This is a genomic window from Anaerostipes caccae L1-92 (assembly GCF_014467075.1).
GTDB lineage: Bacteria > Bacillota > Clostridia > Lachnospirales > Lachnospiraceae > Anaerostipes > Anaerostipes caccae.
Genome location: NZ_AP023027.1, coordinates 2,121,481 through 2,138,796 on the forward strand (window position 1 = coordinate 2,121,481; position 17,316 = coordinate 2,138,796).

The 17,316-nt window shown below is 45.3% G+C and carries 16 protein-coding genes; 1 reads left to right on the forward strand and 15 read right to left on the reverse strand.

Annotated elements, in window-relative coordinates; translation table 11 throughout:
- Nucleotides 1-6: 6 nt before the first annotated feature.
- From ANCC_RS10415 to ANCC_RS10475, 13 genes are all read right to left on the reverse strand, one after another.
- Nucleotides 7-873 (reverse strand): AraC family transcriptional regulator, encoded by an 867-nt coding sequence (locus tag ANCC_RS10415; RefSeq protein ID WP_006566657.1) that lies wholly within the window; start codon nucleotides 871-873, stop codon nucleotides 7-9.
- Nucleotides 874-971: 98 nt separating this feature from the next.
- Nucleotides 972-1,229 (reverse strand): DUF3781 domain-containing protein, encoded by a 258-nt coding sequence (locus tag ANCC_RS10420; RefSeq protein WP_006566656.1) that lies wholly within the window; start codon nucleotides 1,227-1,229, stop codon nucleotides 972-974.
- Complete coding sequence (locus tag ANCC_RS10425) at nucleotides 1,230-3,497, reverse strand: ATP-binding cassette domain-containing protein (protein WP_006566655.1); 2,268 nt, start codon at nucleotides 3,495-3,497, stop codon at nucleotides 1,230-1,232.
- Nucleotides 3,498-3,705: 208 nt separating this feature from the next.
- Nucleotides 3,706-6,381, reverse strand: coding sequence for an InlB B-repeat-containing protein (locus ANCC_RS17825; RefSeq protein ID WP_282187610.1), 2,676 nt, complete (start codon nucleotides 6,379-6,381; stop codon nucleotides 3,706-3,708).
- Nucleotides 6,382-6,449: 68 nt separating this feature from the next.
- Nucleotides 6,450-6,698, reverse strand: coding sequence for a hypothetical protein (locus ANCC_RS10435; RefSeq protein ID WP_182483079.1), 249 nt, complete (start codon nucleotides 6,696-6,698; stop codon nucleotides 6,450-6,452).
- A 166-nt stretch (nucleotides 6,699-6,864) separates the two neighbouring features.
- A complete protein-coding gene (locus ANCC_RS10440) occupies nucleotides 6,865-7,575 on the reverse strand; it encodes an acyl-[acyl-carrier-protein] thioesterase (protein WP_006566651.1) in 711 nt (236 codons plus the stop codon).
- A gap of 62 nt (nucleotides 7,576-7,637) precedes the next feature.
- Nucleotides 7,638-8,294, reverse strand: a complete 657-nt coding sequence (locus ANCC_RS10445; protein ID WP_006566650.1) for a hypothetical protein — start codon at nucleotides 8,292-8,294, stop codon at nucleotides 7,638-7,640.
- 16 nt (nucleotides 8,295-8,310) lie between these two features.
- On the reverse strand, nucleotides 8,311-8,751 hold the full coding sequence (locus tag ANCC_RS10450) for a hypothetical protein (protein ID WP_006566649.1): 441 nt from the start codon (nucleotides 8,749-8,751) through the stop codon (nucleotides 8,311-8,313).
- 68 nt (nucleotides 8,752-8,819) lie between these two features.
- Nucleotides 8,820-9,377 (reverse strand): TetR/AcrR family transcriptional regulator, encoded by a 558-nt coding sequence (locus tag ANCC_RS10455; protein WP_182483078.1) that lies wholly within the window; start codon nucleotides 9,375-9,377, stop codon nucleotides 8,820-8,822.
- 65 nt (nucleotides 9,378-9,442) lie between these two features.
- Nucleotides 9,443-9,919, reverse strand: a complete 477-nt coding sequence (locus tag ANCC_RS10460) for a helix-turn-helix domain-containing protein (protein WP_390609880.1) — start codon at nucleotides 9,917-9,919, stop codon at nucleotides 9,443-9,445.
- Between the two features lie 89 nt (nucleotides 9,920-10,008).
- A complete protein-coding gene (locus ANCC_RS10465) occupies nucleotides 10,009-10,779 on the reverse strand; it encodes a Cof-type HAD-IIB family hydrolase (RefSeq protein ID WP_182483077.1) in 771 nt (256 codons plus the stop codon).
- Between the two features lie 82 nt (nucleotides 10,780-10,861).
- The gene (leuS, locus tag ANCC_RS10470; protein ID WP_039946539.1) at nucleotides 10,862-13,273 is read right to left on the reverse strand and encodes a leucine--tRNA ligase; all 2,412 of its coding nucleotides are present in this window, start codon (nucleotides 13,271-13,273) and stop codon (nucleotides 10,862-10,864) included.
- A gap of 180 nt (nucleotides 13,274-13,453) precedes the next feature.
- Nucleotides 13,454-14,953, reverse strand: a complete 1,500-nt coding sequence (locus tag ANCC_RS10475) for a L,D-transpeptidase (protein ID WP_006566644.1) — start codon at nucleotides 14,951-14,953, stop codon at nucleotides 13,454-13,456.
- 122 nt (nucleotides 14,954-15,075) lie between these two features.
- Between ANCC_RS10475 and ANCC_RS10480 the strand changes: the two genes are divergently transcribed.
- Entirely contained in the window at nucleotides 15,076-15,444 is a 369-nt protein-coding gene (locus tag ANCC_RS10480) for a VOC family protein (RefSeq protein WP_006566643.1), read from the forward strand.
- Between the two features lie 77 nt (nucleotides 15,445-15,521).
- Here ANCC_RS10480 and ANCC_RS10485 read toward each other — a convergent pair whose 3' ends face one another.
- Both ANCC_RS10485 and ANCC_RS10490 read right to left on the reverse strand, forming a co-directional pair.
- A complete protein-coding gene (locus ANCC_RS10485) occupies nucleotides 15,522-16,901 on the reverse strand; it encodes an aminopeptidase (protein WP_006566642.1) in 1,380 nt (459 codons plus the stop codon).
- 33 nt (nucleotides 16,902-16,934) lie between these two features.
- Entirely contained in the window at nucleotides 16,935-17,285 is a 351-nt protein-coding gene (locus tag ANCC_RS10490; RefSeq protein WP_006566641.1) for an arsenate reductase family protein, read from the reverse strand.
- Nucleotides 17,286-17,316 lie beyond the last annotated feature (31 nt).

The window sequence follows — 17,316 nt, forward strand, 5'->3', positions numbered from 1 at the left end:
GTCTGTTTACTGTTCTCCGTCCAGGATCGGTATCCATATCTGGCTCAGATAATTCTTATCATAAAAGTTCCCGCTGCTGTACCACTCCAGTTCCGGGCACTTTGCATGCCGGAACGGATATTTCACCAGCCATTCTTCCTCCAAATACTTCCACCCGCTGTGTATGGCCTGGGGCACAGGGCCGCTTAAATCAAACACCGCCCATGAAGTCTCCGGAATTAAAAATTCACCGTATCCTTCCGGCACTTCCCCATCTGCCGCTGCCATGATGGAATATTGCATTTCGTTTCGGCTTTCCTCCACATTGTGAAAAAGACCAAACAGCCCCGGCGGCTCTCCTTTATCCATGGAAATCAGGCAAGAAAAAACACCATTTCTCTGACATTCACTCCAAAACTCCAATATTTTGGACGGCTTTTCTTCGTCGTCACAGAAAAACCGGATACTTTTACCTATGAGCCGGAAAGCCGGTTTCTGTTCCACCCTCCATGTATACTCCTGTTTCACTGAAACCTGCATTTTAGGCACAACTTTAAGTTTGGTCTTGCTGATCCGGGCTTCTTTCGGTGAAACACCATGGAACTGCTGAAACGCTCTTGTAAAGGAAGTCGGAGAATCATATCCGTACAGATAGCTTACATCGACGACTCTTTGATCGGTGCTTTTCAAATCATATCCTGCCAGAGTAAGCTTTCTGGAACGGACATACTCGGCAAAGCTGATGCCGTTCATATAAGAAAATACCTTTTGAAAAAATCCAAAGGAGCACTCCGCGATTTTGGATATCTCACCGGGATCAATCGGTTCCTGTACCCGCTGAAGGTGATGTTCTATATAGTCGATAATCATCTGCAGTTTTTCATTCCATTCCATGATTTCTCACCTCTCTCTTCACTACGTCATTATAATTCATATGAAGAAAAGATTCCTCTCTTTTCAGGTACTGTTCGGATAGACTGCATGTCAATCGTTTAATTTTTTTCCATATGCGCCGTGATAATCGTGTAACTGTGCGCATTGATCGTTATAATACAGCCGTCTGCTTTTACATACCAATTTTTCCCGTTTCTAGTTATTACAGCATCAGGAGATATAATTTTAGATTTGCACCATTCAGCCGGATGATCTGTGTCCAGAGAAAGGTTTCTTTTGATCCGTTCTGCACCTAAATCAGTTGTATGGATTCTGTCTATGTTTGCTTTTAATTCTCTGCTTTCGTTCATTTTCATCTAAAACTCTTCTTCTCCTCCGTCTGCCTGTGTGCATGATGCGCGAAGGCTGTCAGCCGTAAGTGTTTTTGCACTCTTTATCATATCCGCCAGTGTCCCTTCATATACAACTTCGCCGCCATGTTTTCCTCCGTCGGGTCCGATATCTATGATCCAGTCCGCCTGCTTCATCACATCCAGATTGTGCTCGATCACCACCAGGGTATTTCCCCTGGACACAAGCATGTCAAATAACTTTAACAGCTTCTGGATATCAGACATGTGCAGTCCCGTAGTTGGCTCATCCATGATGATAATGCCGCCCTTTTTTCCAAGATTTTTTGCCAATTTGATTCTCTGGCGCTCTCCTCCGGACAGCGTACTGAGCGGCTGTCCCAATGTCAGATAGGATAATCCCACCTGTTCCATCACATGAAGCTTCTTCAGTATTTTTGCTTCTTCAAACACCTCCATAGCCTGGGAAGCTGTCAGCCCCAGCAGCTCCACAATATTTCTTCCCTTATAGGTGCAGGCAAGAGCCTCCTCGTTATATCTCATTCCGCCGCAGGCTTCACACCCGGTGATAATCGGGTCCATGAAAGCCAGTTCGGTCACGATGACACCCTTTCCGCCACACACCGGACAGGCTCCTGTGGAATTAAAGCTGAACAGTCCGTCCGGTTTCCCGTTTTCTTTTGCCAGCAGTTTTCGGACGGCGTCGAAAAATCCCAGATAAGAGGCCGGAGTAGACCGGTTGGTCGCCGTGATCGGGCCCTGATCAACCATTACAACGCTGTTCTCGTACTGAGCGGCAAATACCTTGGAGATCAGAGTACTCTTTCCGGAACCCGCCACTCCGGTCACAACGGTCATAATACCCTTAGGAATGTCCACATCTATGTGTTTTAAATTATGGAGACAGGCTCCCCGAACCGGAAAACTGCCCGCAGAAAGCCGCGGTTTCTGCTTGACCGGAAGAGACTGGCGCATAGCTTTTCCCGTTAAGGTCTCTGAGTTTAAAAGATCTTCATAACTTCCCGCAAAAACAATTTCTCCGCCGTTTGATCCCGCCTGAGGACCCACGTCGATCACATAGTCAGCAATCGAGATCACATCCTTGTCATGCTCTACCACAAGAACTGTATTCCCCTTGTCCCGAAGCTGCTTTAACAGTTTGTTCATGCGGCAGACGTCACGGGGATGCATCCCGGCACTTGGCTCGTCAAAAATATAAGTCAGCCCGGTCAGACTGCTGCCCATATAACGGACCAGTTTAAGTCTCTGTGCCTCCCCGCCGGATAGTGACGGTGTTTCCCTGTTCAGATGAAGATACTCAAGTCCGATCTCAATCATTCTGTCCAGTCCTTCTATGAGCGTCTGCACCAGCACTCCCACTGTCTGATCTGTTATCTGTGACAGGGCTTCTTTCAGCTGGGGCAGCTCCATCTCACACATATCAGCGATAGAATATCCATTGATTTTACAGCTTAATGCCGCATCATTCAGCCGTTTTCCATGGCAGTCACTGCATTCCATCTCCGCGATCAGGTTTTGAGACTTTTCCTGTGTATGCCGGCTTTTATTGCTGATATCCCGATTCAGGAGTGTTTTCGTATATTTATGATAGATCCCGGTAATTTTCGGATTCTCCGGTTCACCTCTTCCGTCTCTGGAGCCATACAGGAGAAGATTGTACTCTTCTCTGGAATAATCTTTGATCGGTTTGTCAAGATCAAACAGACCGGACCCGGCATACTGTCTCCAATACCAGGAACCGCGGCGGTAAAGAGAATCTTTGATACAGCCCTCGTTCCACGACTTTTCAGGGTCTATCAGAGCTTTGATATCCACCTTTGTAACTTTTCCAAGGCCCGAACAGGTTTTGCACATCCCGTTTGGATCATTAAATGAAAAATAGGAAGCTGTGCCCGCATATGGTTTTCCTATTCTTGAGAACAAAAGCCGCAGGCTGGAATACAGTCCGCTGATGGTCCCTACCGTTGAGCGTGCATTTCCGCCCAGCGGGGACTGGTCTATGACAACAGATGCTGTCAAGTTGTCGATTCTCTCCGCAGCAGGTTTTGGATGCTTGGGCAGTCTCGACCGCACAAACGCCGGGTAGGTGGCATTCATCTGCCTCTGTGACTCCGCTGCGATGGTGTCAAAGACGATACTGGATTTTCCGGAACCGGACACTCCGGTAAAGACTGTGATCTTTTCTTTTGGAATTCTGAATGAAACATGTTTTAAATTATTCTGGGTAAGTCCCTGTACAATGATATCTGACATCTGTTATTCATACCTCTCTTCATTTTTGTATGATGTATACCTTCAATATGAGGAAGGTGCCGGCTGTTTCCATGATATTATAAATTGTAAAATAATCATACTATAAGCGTCAAATTTATTCCTCTCTTTTCCTGCCTTCTTTTGCCAGCTTTCATAAAGCAAAAAGCCGGAAGCATTGATATCACATTCAAAGCTTCCGGATCTTCTTTTATCTTCTCTTTTTCCTTATCCCCGCTGCAAGTCCGGTCAATGCCGCCCCAAACATAACGATGAGGCACAGAATCTGTCTCTCATCTCCTGTTCTGCTGACGCGCTTCCTTCTCACTCTTTTCTTATACTCCCATTCCGGCACGGTCTTTTTCTGTTTTGGCTTTTTCGCAGTTGTAGGTACCGCCGTAGTCTCCGTCCTGTCCGCTTCTTTCCACTTCGCCTTTAACTTTACATCACTGTGAACCGGAGTCTTGAAATCCCACTTCACTTCGTTTCCGTCTTCATCTATATAATACCATCCCTCAAACACATATCCCTCTTTTGCAGGATCCCTCGGAGCTTCCGCACAGTCGCCTCCTTTGACTGTCTGTGTTTCCGGCTGATAGTCTCCTCCATCAGGATCAAAGGATACTCTGTGATCCCCGGTCAGCGTCACCTTTACTGTGGCTTTATTTCCGTCAGAAAGGGAAAAGGTGAGGTCAAAAACTCCCGTTTTTCCATCTTTCTTTGCTTTGTTAATCACTGCCAGCTGGCTTTCATCCACCAGAATCTTTGCATTATCCAGGTTCTTGTCTTTTCCTTTTGCCTGGCAGAGGTCGATGATCTGTTCCTCCGTAAAGGGCTCTCCCTTTGTAGGCTGTATCGTATGGTTCGCTCCGATCACAGAAAAAGGATCATCCTGTCCTTCCTTTGCAGCATCTGTCCCCTCATCTCTCAGAAATACGGTGATCGTGACCGTTGTATTGTCCGGTGTCCGGAAAGTCAGAGGAAAATCGCCGGTCTTCCCTGCGGTCTTTGCCGCATTGATCGCTGCAATCTGCTCTTCCTCCGCAAAACTAAGATCCTCTGTCGGAATCTCCGTCCCGTCTTTGTCCACCGCTTTAACCATGGACAGCCCTTTCAGCTGTTCTTTCGTAAAACCGTCGCCGCCGGTTTTGCTGATGATATGTTTCCCCTTTATCATCTCACCTGTGTCCGGGTTTTCTGTAATCGCATCGTACTCACCGGCCAGTGTGACCGTGACGGTTACTTTATTTCCCTTTGCATCAGAATAGGTCAGCTCAAACTCCCCGGCTTTCCCCTGTGTCTTGTGTTCATTGATCTTTTTAAACTGTTCCTGATCCACAGAGAAATCGTCGAGAGAAATATTGCTGCCTTCCTTACCTTTTCCTTTTACCTCTCCCAGATGCTTGATGTCTTCTTCTGTAAACGGGCTGCCCCCCGTTTCCTTTGTAAAGTCATTGGCTCCGATCTGTTCTTTTATGTTCTCTTTATCAAATCCCCCTGCATCCTCGCCGTCATTTCGTAAGTAAACTGTCACCGTAGCCTTTGTGCCGTTAGGGGTGGTGTAAGTCAATGGAAAATCCCCGATTTCCCCTTTCGTTTTTGCAGCATTAATGGTTTCTAGTTCTGACAGATCTGCCAGCGTCAGCTGTTCCGGCGGAAAGTTTGTCCCGTTTTCCTGTTTCCCCGTTACCTTTGTGAGATGATGAAGCAATTCCTCCGTAAATGGTTTCCCGCCGCTCTTGCTGATCACATGGTTAGCTCCGATCTGCTCTTTCGTATCATCCTCAATTCCGTTCACATCCCGGAACGGTCCAAAGTAAACCTTCGTGTAGAATCTTCCTACCCGGATATCGGTCTTTTCATGAAATGGCGTTCCCTCCATAAAGCTGTAATCCTCAAGACTCGTGCCGTCCTGAATATATCCCTGATATCCAGGGTCAGGCTCTGCCGTTACGTTGCTGACATTTGCATTGCCGTAGGCTGATCCAATTCCAGGCATTTTTGTACTTTTGTCCCCTATGGCAATAACAATCGTGTCTCCTCCGCTGATGTGTACATTTTTCAGCTTATACGTTCCATCTTGCCCACTGCTTGTTCCAATCCCAGGAGCAGATGCGCCTCCCCGTGCCTCAACTTTTCCTCCGGTGATATAAAGGCCGTCGAAGTCACTTCCGTATCCTCCCCCGATACCAGGTCCACGTTCAGTCCCTGTTGCTTTGATATTTCCTCCTGAAATATAAATATTCTTCGTATATCCTCCAGCATAGACTTGTGAATTGCATGCAGAACCGATTCCCGCTACATGAGTACCTCCGCTGACTTCAAGATTCCCCCCTTTGACCCGAAAGTTACAAAATCCGCATTCACTGGCTGTTGTGACATTAGATATTGTACTCCCGATAGCACCTGCATGTACTACATTTCCTGTTGCAATCAGTGTGCTGCAGTTATCATCACAAAGATGCCCTTCCTGATCTGCATATTCGCATTGTACGGTTAAAAATCCGTCCATTCCGTTTTTGGCAAGTACAGCTCCTCCGTTCGTATCATGACTCGTTCCATAATTACAGCCCCATATATTTACACCTTTCAGTGTAATCGTTACATCTGCATGTGAGACAATTACGCAGCTCTGCGTCGTTGAATTGCTTTCAATCTCTACACTGTCAAATATCAGATCCGTTTTAACCCCTTTTGCCACAACTACATTGTACGACTTCGTTTTCCCTGTAATATAATAACCATTCGGATTCAGCTCTGTCTCTGCCTCTGAAAGACCTCCTCCTGATGCACCTGTCTGATTGATCCTGATATTCCCAAGGCTGACATCCAGCATGGTCTGCCCTTCTTTCGTCTTTTTCAGAGACTTTTCTGAAACCTTATTCACCAGAGGGACGATCGTCTCATCAGCACCCAGGAAGGTTTCTGTGATATTTTCTGTATTCTCAGATCTGCTTAAGCCCCCCCCCCAATTTCTTCCATGTCTTTTGACGAATCTCCTGCTTGGGTACTGGTTTCGGTCTCCGATTTTTCTGTTGTCGGTTCTGTTTCCTCTGTATTTCCTATGTCCGCTTCAGGCTTTCTATCTTCTGTCGGTTCTGTTTCCACCTCTGCTGCTTCCTGTACACCGGACTCGGCAAAAACCATAGCCTGTCCCGTTCCAAATACAATGACCAACAGGAAAACTAAAAATTTTCTTTTCATGACTATTGCTCCTTTTCCTCGTAATCTGACATTTTTTCTTATCAGGTATAAGTGCCTGTTGAAACAGTTAGATAAAAGAAAAATATTTTTTATGCAGAAACGATACTTATAAAACTTTCTTAGTAAAAAGAAAAACTGGTATTACTTTTCATAATACCAGATAACCTCATTTCTTGATTTTAAATTCAACTACTGCATACGGCTTTCTTGTCTCATCACACAATTCCGCCACAATCCGTTCCTCTTCCACAGATATTCTCGGTATCATTAAGTCCCCCAGTTTAGCAGAATTTTTGTATTCAACTCTCACCTGCTGTATGTTTGTATATAAAGGGAGTTCATTCCACGCCTGCCTCACATACTGGCTGTTATTGACATGATGATTGCTGTCAATCCAGGACTTGGGCACTTTCAAGCCCTCCTTTTCCTCCCAGCTGTTCGGAAGTTTGATTTTTCTGGGCGCATACTCCATGGGCAGCGCAGGCTCCGGAGCATATACCGCGATTTCCTCCGGTGAAGCTTTTACCGGACGGCCCGTCTCTAAGTCCATATAAACCCAATAGGAGTTGGCATAGGCCAGCATCGCACCATTTTCATCTTTCATCGTAAAATTTCTCAGGCCAAACAGACGCTCAAACCCCGATGCCCAGGTACTGGTCCTTACCAAATCTCCTTCCAGCGGGAAACGCTCAATCACGACCTGCCAGGAATTGAGAATCCACGCCCTGTTCTTAGACTTCAGATACTGCACTCCCACGCCCAGATCTTCCGACTGGAATACACTGCAGTCCTGAAAATAATCAATAATTCCCGGCACCGGAAGTTTTCCCTCCGCGTCTACCTCACTATATCTTACTCTGCTCTCAAATGTATACATAACGGCTCCTTTTTATAAGCAAATAACTGTCATGATAAGTGTAGCATAAGCAAAGAAAGGTATCAATTTTTCATATCCAAAAAGCCAATCAGCACGGTCCATACATAGGCACATGTCTTTGGTATCATCAGCATGCCTGCCGCCGGAAACCGGTCGGAAAACAGAACAACCGGGATATAAAAAGCGAAGCTCAGAGTAATGGTAAGCCACATGAACCGAAATGGGCGGTCTTTCCCTTTTCTTGTCCTTTGATAAAATAAAATGATAATCAACAATCCTAATGCCGCAAACGGTAGATTCCGGTAGATTCCCCACTGAAGGGGCGCATTTGCACTGGTCCATTGATTTTGAGGCATCAGGCACAAAACGATTCGAAGAGCAGCCAGAAAATAGACAGCAGCTGTCAAAATGTTTTTACCGGTTACATGATAGCGCATTCTCCATATATGATAGAGCAGAATATAAAAAATCGTCATTGTTATGGAAGTTACCAGTTTTCCAATCCCCAAAGCCTGTGTATAATGTTCCAGCCCAGTAGTACATAGGGCGACCGCTCTCGGAATCAGATGAAAAGAATCTCCTGCTCCGAGGATCACAGCCATAATGCCGAAAACTTTATACTGCATTCTGCCCCGGCTTTTGCGTATCATGATGATCCCAAGTGAGATCACTGTGGTAAGATAAATTATATCAAAAATTGTTTCCATCACTGCCTGCATTGTCTTCTCCTCCTTCTTACATTTCCGCTGCCGCTGATCGCCGTCCCAGACTGTGAACCTTTATATAACGGCTGATAAAGCCTGTTCCGGCAAGAAACAAAGCTGTCCCCAATCCGGTATAAAATACGGCAATCCATGAGTCGGGCCAAATACCGGACATCCGGATACCAATGCCAAAAGACATCATAAAGGCCATGATACAAAATGATTTTACGTCAAAAAACTTCAGAATAAACTGCTTTTCCTCTGTATAATTCATGATTCGGGCCGTATGTTTCTTCACAAGTTTTCCAAACACCATAGCTCTGAAAACAGCAAACACTGCCAAAGAAATCAGGGCGTTTCGTACAGACCAATTCTGACGGTATGCGAGAATTCCAATTCTCAAAATATTGATTCCCGCGAATCCCCATATGATACCTGCTGCCAAAAGCAGCTGTTTTTTTCTAACCTTCATAATACCTCCTCAATAATGAACTTTGTTCACTTTAGTCTGTAAATTTACCTGCCAAACCCGGCAGGTTATTAATAAATAACACGTTTTATTATTTCTATAAGAGCGGAACAATCCCTCTTCTCTTCCAGCAGTGATAATGTGATATTTGTAAAAACAAGATCGACAAAACTTTGGGGTGTCAGTTTATCATTGAAGGCCTCTGGATTCACACACTGATCCATCTTTAGCACACGGCAAAGTTCAGTCTTCATATGGTCAAAATATTGTTCCATCTTAAGCCGCCCCGTTTCTTTCTCCCCTGCGGCAAAACTCATAGAATGCAGAGTAAAAAATCCAGGATATTGTTTTGAACCCTTTTGTATCCTTTCATACACCCATGCAACACTGTCCGCAAAATTCAGAAACTGAACAGAACCTTCGGGCATATGGAAGATTTCTCTCCAAACATTTTCCACAGTTGCAGTCAATAGCTCTGCCTTTGAGGGAAAATAGTTATAAACAGAGCCAACAGCTACACCGCAGACGGATGCCACAGTTCTCATATTCACTGCCTGAAGTCCTTTTTCCATTACAAGCTTTTGACTGGCAGCCAGAATCGCTTCTCTGGAAGTCACTGTTTTATTCAAAGCATCCCTCCTTCTATATTGAACATTGTTCATTATAGTGGAATTCACAAGGTATGTCAACATAACTACCCTATGATTTTTCCTCCCTGAAGGATATACCGCTCATATTTGGCTCTGAAAAACCAGCCGACACACAGCATAACCAATCCGACGATCAAAGCCGCTGTCTTCCGTGGTCCGTCCGGTGAAAAAATAATGGACACTAAAATACCGGTTCCTCCGCCCTCCAAAAAATCGATCAGCTTTTTTTTCTTCCATATGGCCTTTTCTCTTTTCAGGGAATCAACGACATTTTCATCTGCCTTCTTCCGGAACTCATCGCTGCCGAGTCTCTGTCCACTCAGCAGTTCGTTGATGCTGATCTCAAATTCTTCACACAAACTGAGCATCGTCGCAATATCCGGCATGTAATTTCCATTCTCCCACCGTGATACTGTTTTATTCGTCACTCCGATTCTTTCACCCAGTTCTGCCTGGGTAATGCCGCGCTCCCTGCGCAGCAGGGCAATAAACGCTCCGATTTTCTTCTGATCCAAGATCATCCCCTCCTTTTTATGCTTATTATAACAAGAGGAGATCATTTTGTATTCCCCACAGACAGCGAAACACCTTTTATCGCCATTTCATTCCATTAAATCATTTTAAAATATTTGCATGCCTTTTCAATTCCATCTTTCTCCACATCATCTGTTATGTAATCCGCACAAACCTTGACGTCTTCCTCTGCACTACCCATCGCGACCCCGATTCCTGCGTATCGGAGCATATCCATATCATTTTCTCCATCTCCAAATGCCATGATTTCATTCTGTCGAATCCCACAATCCTGTAGAATCTGCCTGATTCCGGCCACTTTTCCCCCGTTTTTTGATATGATATCGACCCCATATGGATTCCATCTGGTCATCTTGCAGCCATCAAGGCCCGCCACGATTTCCTCTGCCATTCTTTCCTCTGAATACAAAATAAATTGATAGATCGGCTCTCCGGAATAAGTGCCGATTTCAGGAACTGGTGTATTGATCGCTGCCTGTGCCTTCTCCACCAGCTCATCAATATAATTAATATACATTCTGTCTTTTTCAACCAGCATTACCGGCACCTTCTTCTCCTCAAACATAGCAAGCATCAGCTCAACATCCCTCTCGCCGATTGCTTCTCCGTAAAGCAGTTCTTTTCTGCTGTCCAGGCAGAGCTGCCCGTTCAGTGTAATGTAGCCGTCAAACCGTATATCATCGACCGGCAGATCTCTGATCTCTGACATATGTCTGCCGGTGGCCGTAAAGACCTTGACTCCATTCATTCTCATACTGTCTATGGCTTCTCTGGCGCTTTTCGGAATTTCACCGGTTGTATTAGAGAGCAAAGTGCCGTCAATGTCAAAAAATACTGCTTTTATCACGTTCTGATTCTCCTTTTATCATCAAATCTAAAAATGGCGCAAGCAATGTCTCCACTTGCGCCATTTTCTGGATTCTCTTTTCTTATTTCTGCACGATATTTACGATTCTTCCCGGAACATAGATCTCTTTTACAACGGTTCCGTTCAGTTTGTCACCCAATGCTTCTTTTGCTTTTGCTATAACTGCATCCTTTGCATCGTCTGCTCCGATAGTAATGGTTGTTCTCGCTTTTCCGTTGATCTGTACGGCAATCTCAACTTCATCGTCTTTTAAATATACTTCGTCATAGGACGGCCATTCCTGTGCAAATACACTGTCCTCATGGCCCAGTTCCCTCCAGAGTTCCTCAGAAATATGAGGTGCGAAAGGTGCCAGCAGCACAATGAAGGTTTCCAGAGTCTTTTTGTCCACTCCGCCCTTTTTCGCCATATCATTGAGCTTATTATTATACTCCATGAATCCGCTGACCACTGTATTAAGGCTGAATTTCTCAAGCCTGCTTGTCACATCATATACAAGGCGGTTCCGCACCTTCAGCAGATCCTTTGTCTCTTTGACATCCTTATCCTTCTGATCCAGAACCACGTTGTAGAAACGGCTTAAGAAACGGCGCACACCGTCGATTCCTCTCTCGTCCCACTCCGCATCCAGTTCCGGCGGTCCCACAAAGAGTTCATACATTCTGAGGGAATCACATCCGTAATCTCTTACCAGATCATCCGGTGAAACTACATTTCCTTTAGACTTGCTCATCTTAATTCCGTTTTTACCGGTGATCATACCCTGGTTGAACAGCTTGTGGAACGGTTCATCAAAGTCTACTGCACCGATATCATACAAGAACTTCGTGTAAAATCTGGAATATAAAAGATGGAGTACTGCATGCTCCACACCGCCGATATACATGTCAACCGGCAGGTATTTGTCCGCTTTTTCTTTGGAAACCAGTTCTTCACTGTTCTTGCTGTCGATATAGCGCAGGAAATACCAGGATGATCCCGCCCACTGAGGCATGGTATTTGTCTCTCTCTTGGCCGGTTTTCCGCAGACCGGGCAGGTTGTGTTGACCCATTCGTCAATGTCTGCAAGCGGAGATTCTCCGGTTCCCGTAGGCTCGTATTTTTCTACTTCCGGAAGGGTCAGAGGAAGTTCTTCTTCCGGCACCGGCACGGCGCCGCAGTTCGGACAGTGAACGATCGGAATCGGTTCTCCCCAGTAGCGCTGACGGCTGAATACCCAGTCTCTAAGTTTATAGTTGGTCGTCTTTTTGCCCACTCCCATCTTCTCGATGATTGCAGGGGCTTCCTCTTTTAACACAGAAGATTCCATACCATTCCAATCACCGGAATTGATCATGGTTCCGGCTGCCTCTGTATATGCCTCTGTCATATTTTCGATTTCTTTTCCGTCTTTCGCAATGACCTGTACGATCGGAATATCAAATTTCGTGGCAAATTCAAAGTCCCGGTCATCATGGGCAGGAACACACATAATAGCACCTGTTCCGTAGTCCGCAAGAACATAGTCGGACAGCCAGATCGGAACCTTTTTGCCGTTGATCGGGTTGACTGCATAGCTTCCGGTAAACACACCAGTCTTTTCCTTATCCTGAAGACGGTCCACAGAAGATTTCAGGGATGCCTGGTAAATATAATCCTCCACTGCCGCTCTTGTCTCATCCGTAGCCAATTCTGCAGCCAGTTTGTGCTCCGGCGCCAATACCATGAAGGTCGCTCCGTGAAGCGTATCCGGTCTTGTGGTATAGACGGTGATCGCCTCGTCCCTGTCTTCCAGTTTAAAGTCTACCTCGGCGCCGTGGCTTTTTCCGATCCACTCTGCCTGCATTTTTTTCACTTTTTCCGGCCAGTCCAGTTTATCCAGATCACCCAGAAGACGGTCTGCATATTCTGTGATCTTTAACATCCATTGTCTCAGATTTTTCTTTGTCACATCTGCACCGCAGCGCTCACACTTGCCGTTGACAACCTCTTCGTTGGCAAGCCCTGTCTTACAGGAAGGGCACCAGTTGATCGGCATCTGTTTTTCATAGGCCAGGCCCTTTTTAAACATCTGTACAAATATCCACTGGGTCCATTTGTAGAATTCAGGGTCTGTGGTATTGACTTCCATATCCCAGTCATAGATCGCCGCGATCTCACCGATCTGGCGTTTGATATTTTCTATATTCTTTGCGGTGGATTCTTTCGGATGCACGCCCATCTTGATGGCATAGTTTTCCGCCGGCAGTCCAAAGGCATCCCATCCCATAGGGTGGATCACGTAATATCCGTTGAGCATTTTGTAACGGCTCCACACATCGCTGATCACATAGCCTCTCCAGTGTCCCACATGGAGTCCGCTTCCTGACGGATACGGGAACATGTCCAGACAATAGTATTTCGGCTTTTTGCCGTCATTTACGTTGACCGGCTGTTCCTCCCAGTGTTTCCTCCACTTCTGTTCGATTGCCTTATGATTATAAGGTACTGCCATAATTTTCATCCTCCTAAACTGTATCTCTTGTCTAAATACAATATATAAAATAAACTAAATATACATATTAACTTATTCATTTTATCATATACCCGTTTGATGTCAATATTTCTGCTGTCCTATCATGAGAAAAAGCTGCCCGCTCCAAATGATATGAAGCGGGCAGCCATTCTGGTTTCACTAATTTTGTTCTGTTGTTTTCACTGTGGCTGTTGGGGCAGATGTCTCTGTCGCAGCCGGTATTTTCTGGACGGTAACCTTTACTGTTTTAGAAACTGTCTTTCCATTCATGCCTTTGTAGCTGATGGTCACATCATATGTGCCGTCTGCGTTTTGAATTTTATTCAGATCAACTTTAGCTTTATTGGAATTGATGGATGTTCCATTGTCTTTAATAGAAACAGCCTTTAAAATTTCCTGCTGCAAAGCATTCTTTGCTTCATCAAATTTATCGTCCGTCACCGTCATTGTGAACGTCTCTGGATTTATCTTTATCTCAGCGTTCTTATAAGCTTTGACTGTAACTTTGACTGTCTTGGATGCCGCCCTGTAAGGCTTATTGCTGTTCTTCACCGTATACTTCACAGTGTAAGTTCCGGCTTTGTTAAACACGTAAGATTTGGCTTTTGAGTAAGACATGGTCGTGGCCTTCTTCTCACCCGGTTTTGTGATGGAGACTGTCATGGCAGAAGTCCTGCTCTTGCCGCTTCTCATCTTGGCCGTTGTCTTAAACACAGCGTTCTTCGTATTGATCGCAACTGTTTTGTTTGCCACATTAGAAATCACCGGTGCCAGAGTATCTACAACCTTCACCTTGATCGTCTTGCTTGTGCTCTTTCCAAGGGCAGATTTTACAGAATACTTAATCTTGTATGTACCTAAAGATTTTGTACTGAATTTGGCTTTATAGTACTTTTTCTTCTTTGCGTTGTACTTGGTGACTGAATACTTCACTTTCTTTGTAAGGCTTTTCTTTGTCACGTTGTCTTTCGCCGTCACATTAGACTTCACGCTGTAAGATTTGCCGTACTCCACTGTTTTTTTCTTCTTGGAAGAAACTTTGATGGTCGGTTTTACCTTGCGGTACGGATTGTTCTTATCCGGATCTGTAGGGTCCCAATACATCTTTCTGGATGTAGATACTTTAAATCCTTTTGGTTTTCCTAACGGTCCCGGATTCTTACTGCTGTAAATCGTAACTTTTGTGCCCAGCTTACAGTTGTCATAGATCCACTTGGCATCCGCCACTGTCAGCCGGATACATCCGTGTGATGCGGTCTTTCCAAGCTTATTGAACTGGACGGTGGACTGACTGGCCTTGCTGTGGCTGTAATACCATACAGAGTGGAATAAAATTCCTCCGTGAATCCTTGTACAATACTGTCCGTAGCTCGGCCCCATCAATGTCTGCCAGCGGTATTTCGCCGGAGTATAAAAGGTTCCGGACGGTGTATTGGAGCCCCCGCAGGACACCAAAAATGCCTTGATCGGTTTATACTTTCCTTTGGTAAGCTTATATACAGTGGCCACATTTGCCTGCTTATTTACCTTGATCCAGTACTTTGTCTGTGCCGCGCTGACGGTCTTTGCCTTAGCCGGACCGATTCCTGTCCCGATAAGCAAAGACAGCATCAGAAGGACTGCTGTCAACTTCTTTAACTTGCTGATTTGCTGCTTCATAACTTCCCCTTTCGTCTATCCTAAATACTCTACCATTATATCCGCTCTCTTTTACACTTGTAAATAGCAAAAAGTATGTTATGATAAATTTAAGAAAATCGTAAAATATCAAGGAGGACATTATGATCGCATTTAATCACTTTAACTTCAACGTTCTGGACTTGGACAAAAGCCTTGACTTCTATAAAAAAGCATTGGATCTGGAGCCTGTCCGTGAAAAAAACGCATCCGACGGGAGCTTTAAACTCGTTTTTCTGGGAGATCAGACCACAGGCTTCTCACTGGAACTCACATGGTTAAAGGACCGCACCGAACCGTATAATCTGGGAGAACTGGAATATCATCTTGCACTGGAGACCGACGATATGGAAGCCCTCCACAAGCGCCATGAGGAGATGGGATGCATCTGTTACGAAAATCCTGACATGGGGATTTATTTCATCAGTGATCCCGACGGCTACTGGATCGAGATCATACCGAGCAAAAAATAATTTCTTTTCAAACACCAAAAGAGAATCCTGACAGTTTTTTTATAACTGACAGGATTCTCTTTTTATCTGCATAATGTTCAGCAGTTCCGCAGGAAGACTTCATATCCCTTTTCCACTTCATAGAGATCGGATTTGCTTGTGATCTCCCATGGAGCGTGCATATTCAGCACTGCTACACCACAGTCGATGACGTCCATGGCATAGGAAGCCGGAATATAAGCGATGGTTCCCCCGCCGCCTTCATCCACCTTTCCGAGTTCCGCAGTCTGGAATGCCACCTGATTTTCATCGAACATTCTGCGGAGTTTCGCAACGAACTCAGGGTTGGCGTCGTTGGAACCGGATTTTCCTCTGGAGCCGGTGTATTTATTCAGGACCAGCCCCTTTCCGAAGTAAGCCGCATTCTTTTTTTCCATAACCTGAGGATAATTCGGATCAAAGGCCGCGCTCACATCGGAAGAGAGCATGTGGGAGTTCTGAAGGATTCTGCGGAGTCTTAATTCACTGTATTCTCCTGTCAGTGCTATGATCTCGGCCAGTGTATTTTCAAAAAATCTGGAATGCATGCCCGTAGCGCCAACGCTTCCAATTTCTTCTTTGTCCACGAGGATGCAGCAGGTCGTCCTCCGGGCGTCCTGTACATTCAGCATAGCCGCAAGGGATGTATAGGCACAAACCCTGTCATCCTGTCCGTAAGACATGATCATACTGCGGTCTAATCCGAAATCTCTGGCAGGTCCTGCCGGGACAACTTCGATCTCTGCTGACAGGAAATCTTCTTCCTCAATCCCGTATTCCTCCTCTAATATCCGGAGCATCTCTTTTTTAACCGCATCCTTCTCCTCGCCTTTAACCGGGCGGCTTCCGATCAGTACATTCAGGTCTTCGCCCTCGATCACGACCTTGGCCTTCTTCTCCAGCTGCTGGGCGGAAAGATGAATCAGAAGATCCGTCACTCCTACCACAGGGTCAGTATCCTTCTCGCCAATGCTGATCTCAATCGTAGTTCCGTCTTTTTTGATGACAACTCCGTGGAGAGCCAAAGGCAGCGTCACCCACTGATATTTCTTCACACCGCCGTAGTAATGGGTGTCCAGAAGTACCATCTCTGTGTCTTCATACAGCGGGTTCTGTTTTAAATCCATCCTTGGGGAATCAATGTGCGCCCCTAAAATATTCAGTCCGTCTTCCATCGGTTTTTCCCCGATCTGGAACAGGACAATGGTTTTGTCCATCCACGTGCGGTAAACTTTATCCCCCGGTTTCAGCTGTTTATTTTCTGCTATGAAATGCTCTAAATCCTCATATCCCGCTCTCTGAGCCAGCTTCACGGATTCTTTTACACATTCCCTCTCTGTTTTTCCGCCGGTGAGATACTCTTTATAGTCAGACGCCAAAGATTCCAGTTTTTCTATATCTTCTTCTGTATAAGAAAGCCATGTATTCTTTCGTTCCATTCGCAATATCCTTTCTGTCTGTGAAATACTTTTTCATTTGATAGTATTGCCCCATTGTTCCTCTTTAAATCCAACCAGGACAAAGTCATCACCTATGACTAAAGGGCGTTTTACGAGCATTCCGTCTGTCGCCAGAAGCTCAATCTGCTCCTCCTCAGTCATTTCCGGGAGACGGTCTTTCAGTCCCAGATCCCTGTATTTCATCCCGCTTGTATTAAAAAAACGCTTGATTGGAAGTCCGCTCTTTGCAATCCATTTTTTTAATTCCTCTGCCTTCGGATTGTCCTCCACGATATGACGGTCCTCATAGGAAACCTGATGCTCGTCCAGCCATTTTTTCGCTCTTTTACAGGTTGTACATTTCGGATATTCTATAAATAACATTGTCTTATTCTCCTTTCCTTGGTTTATTCTC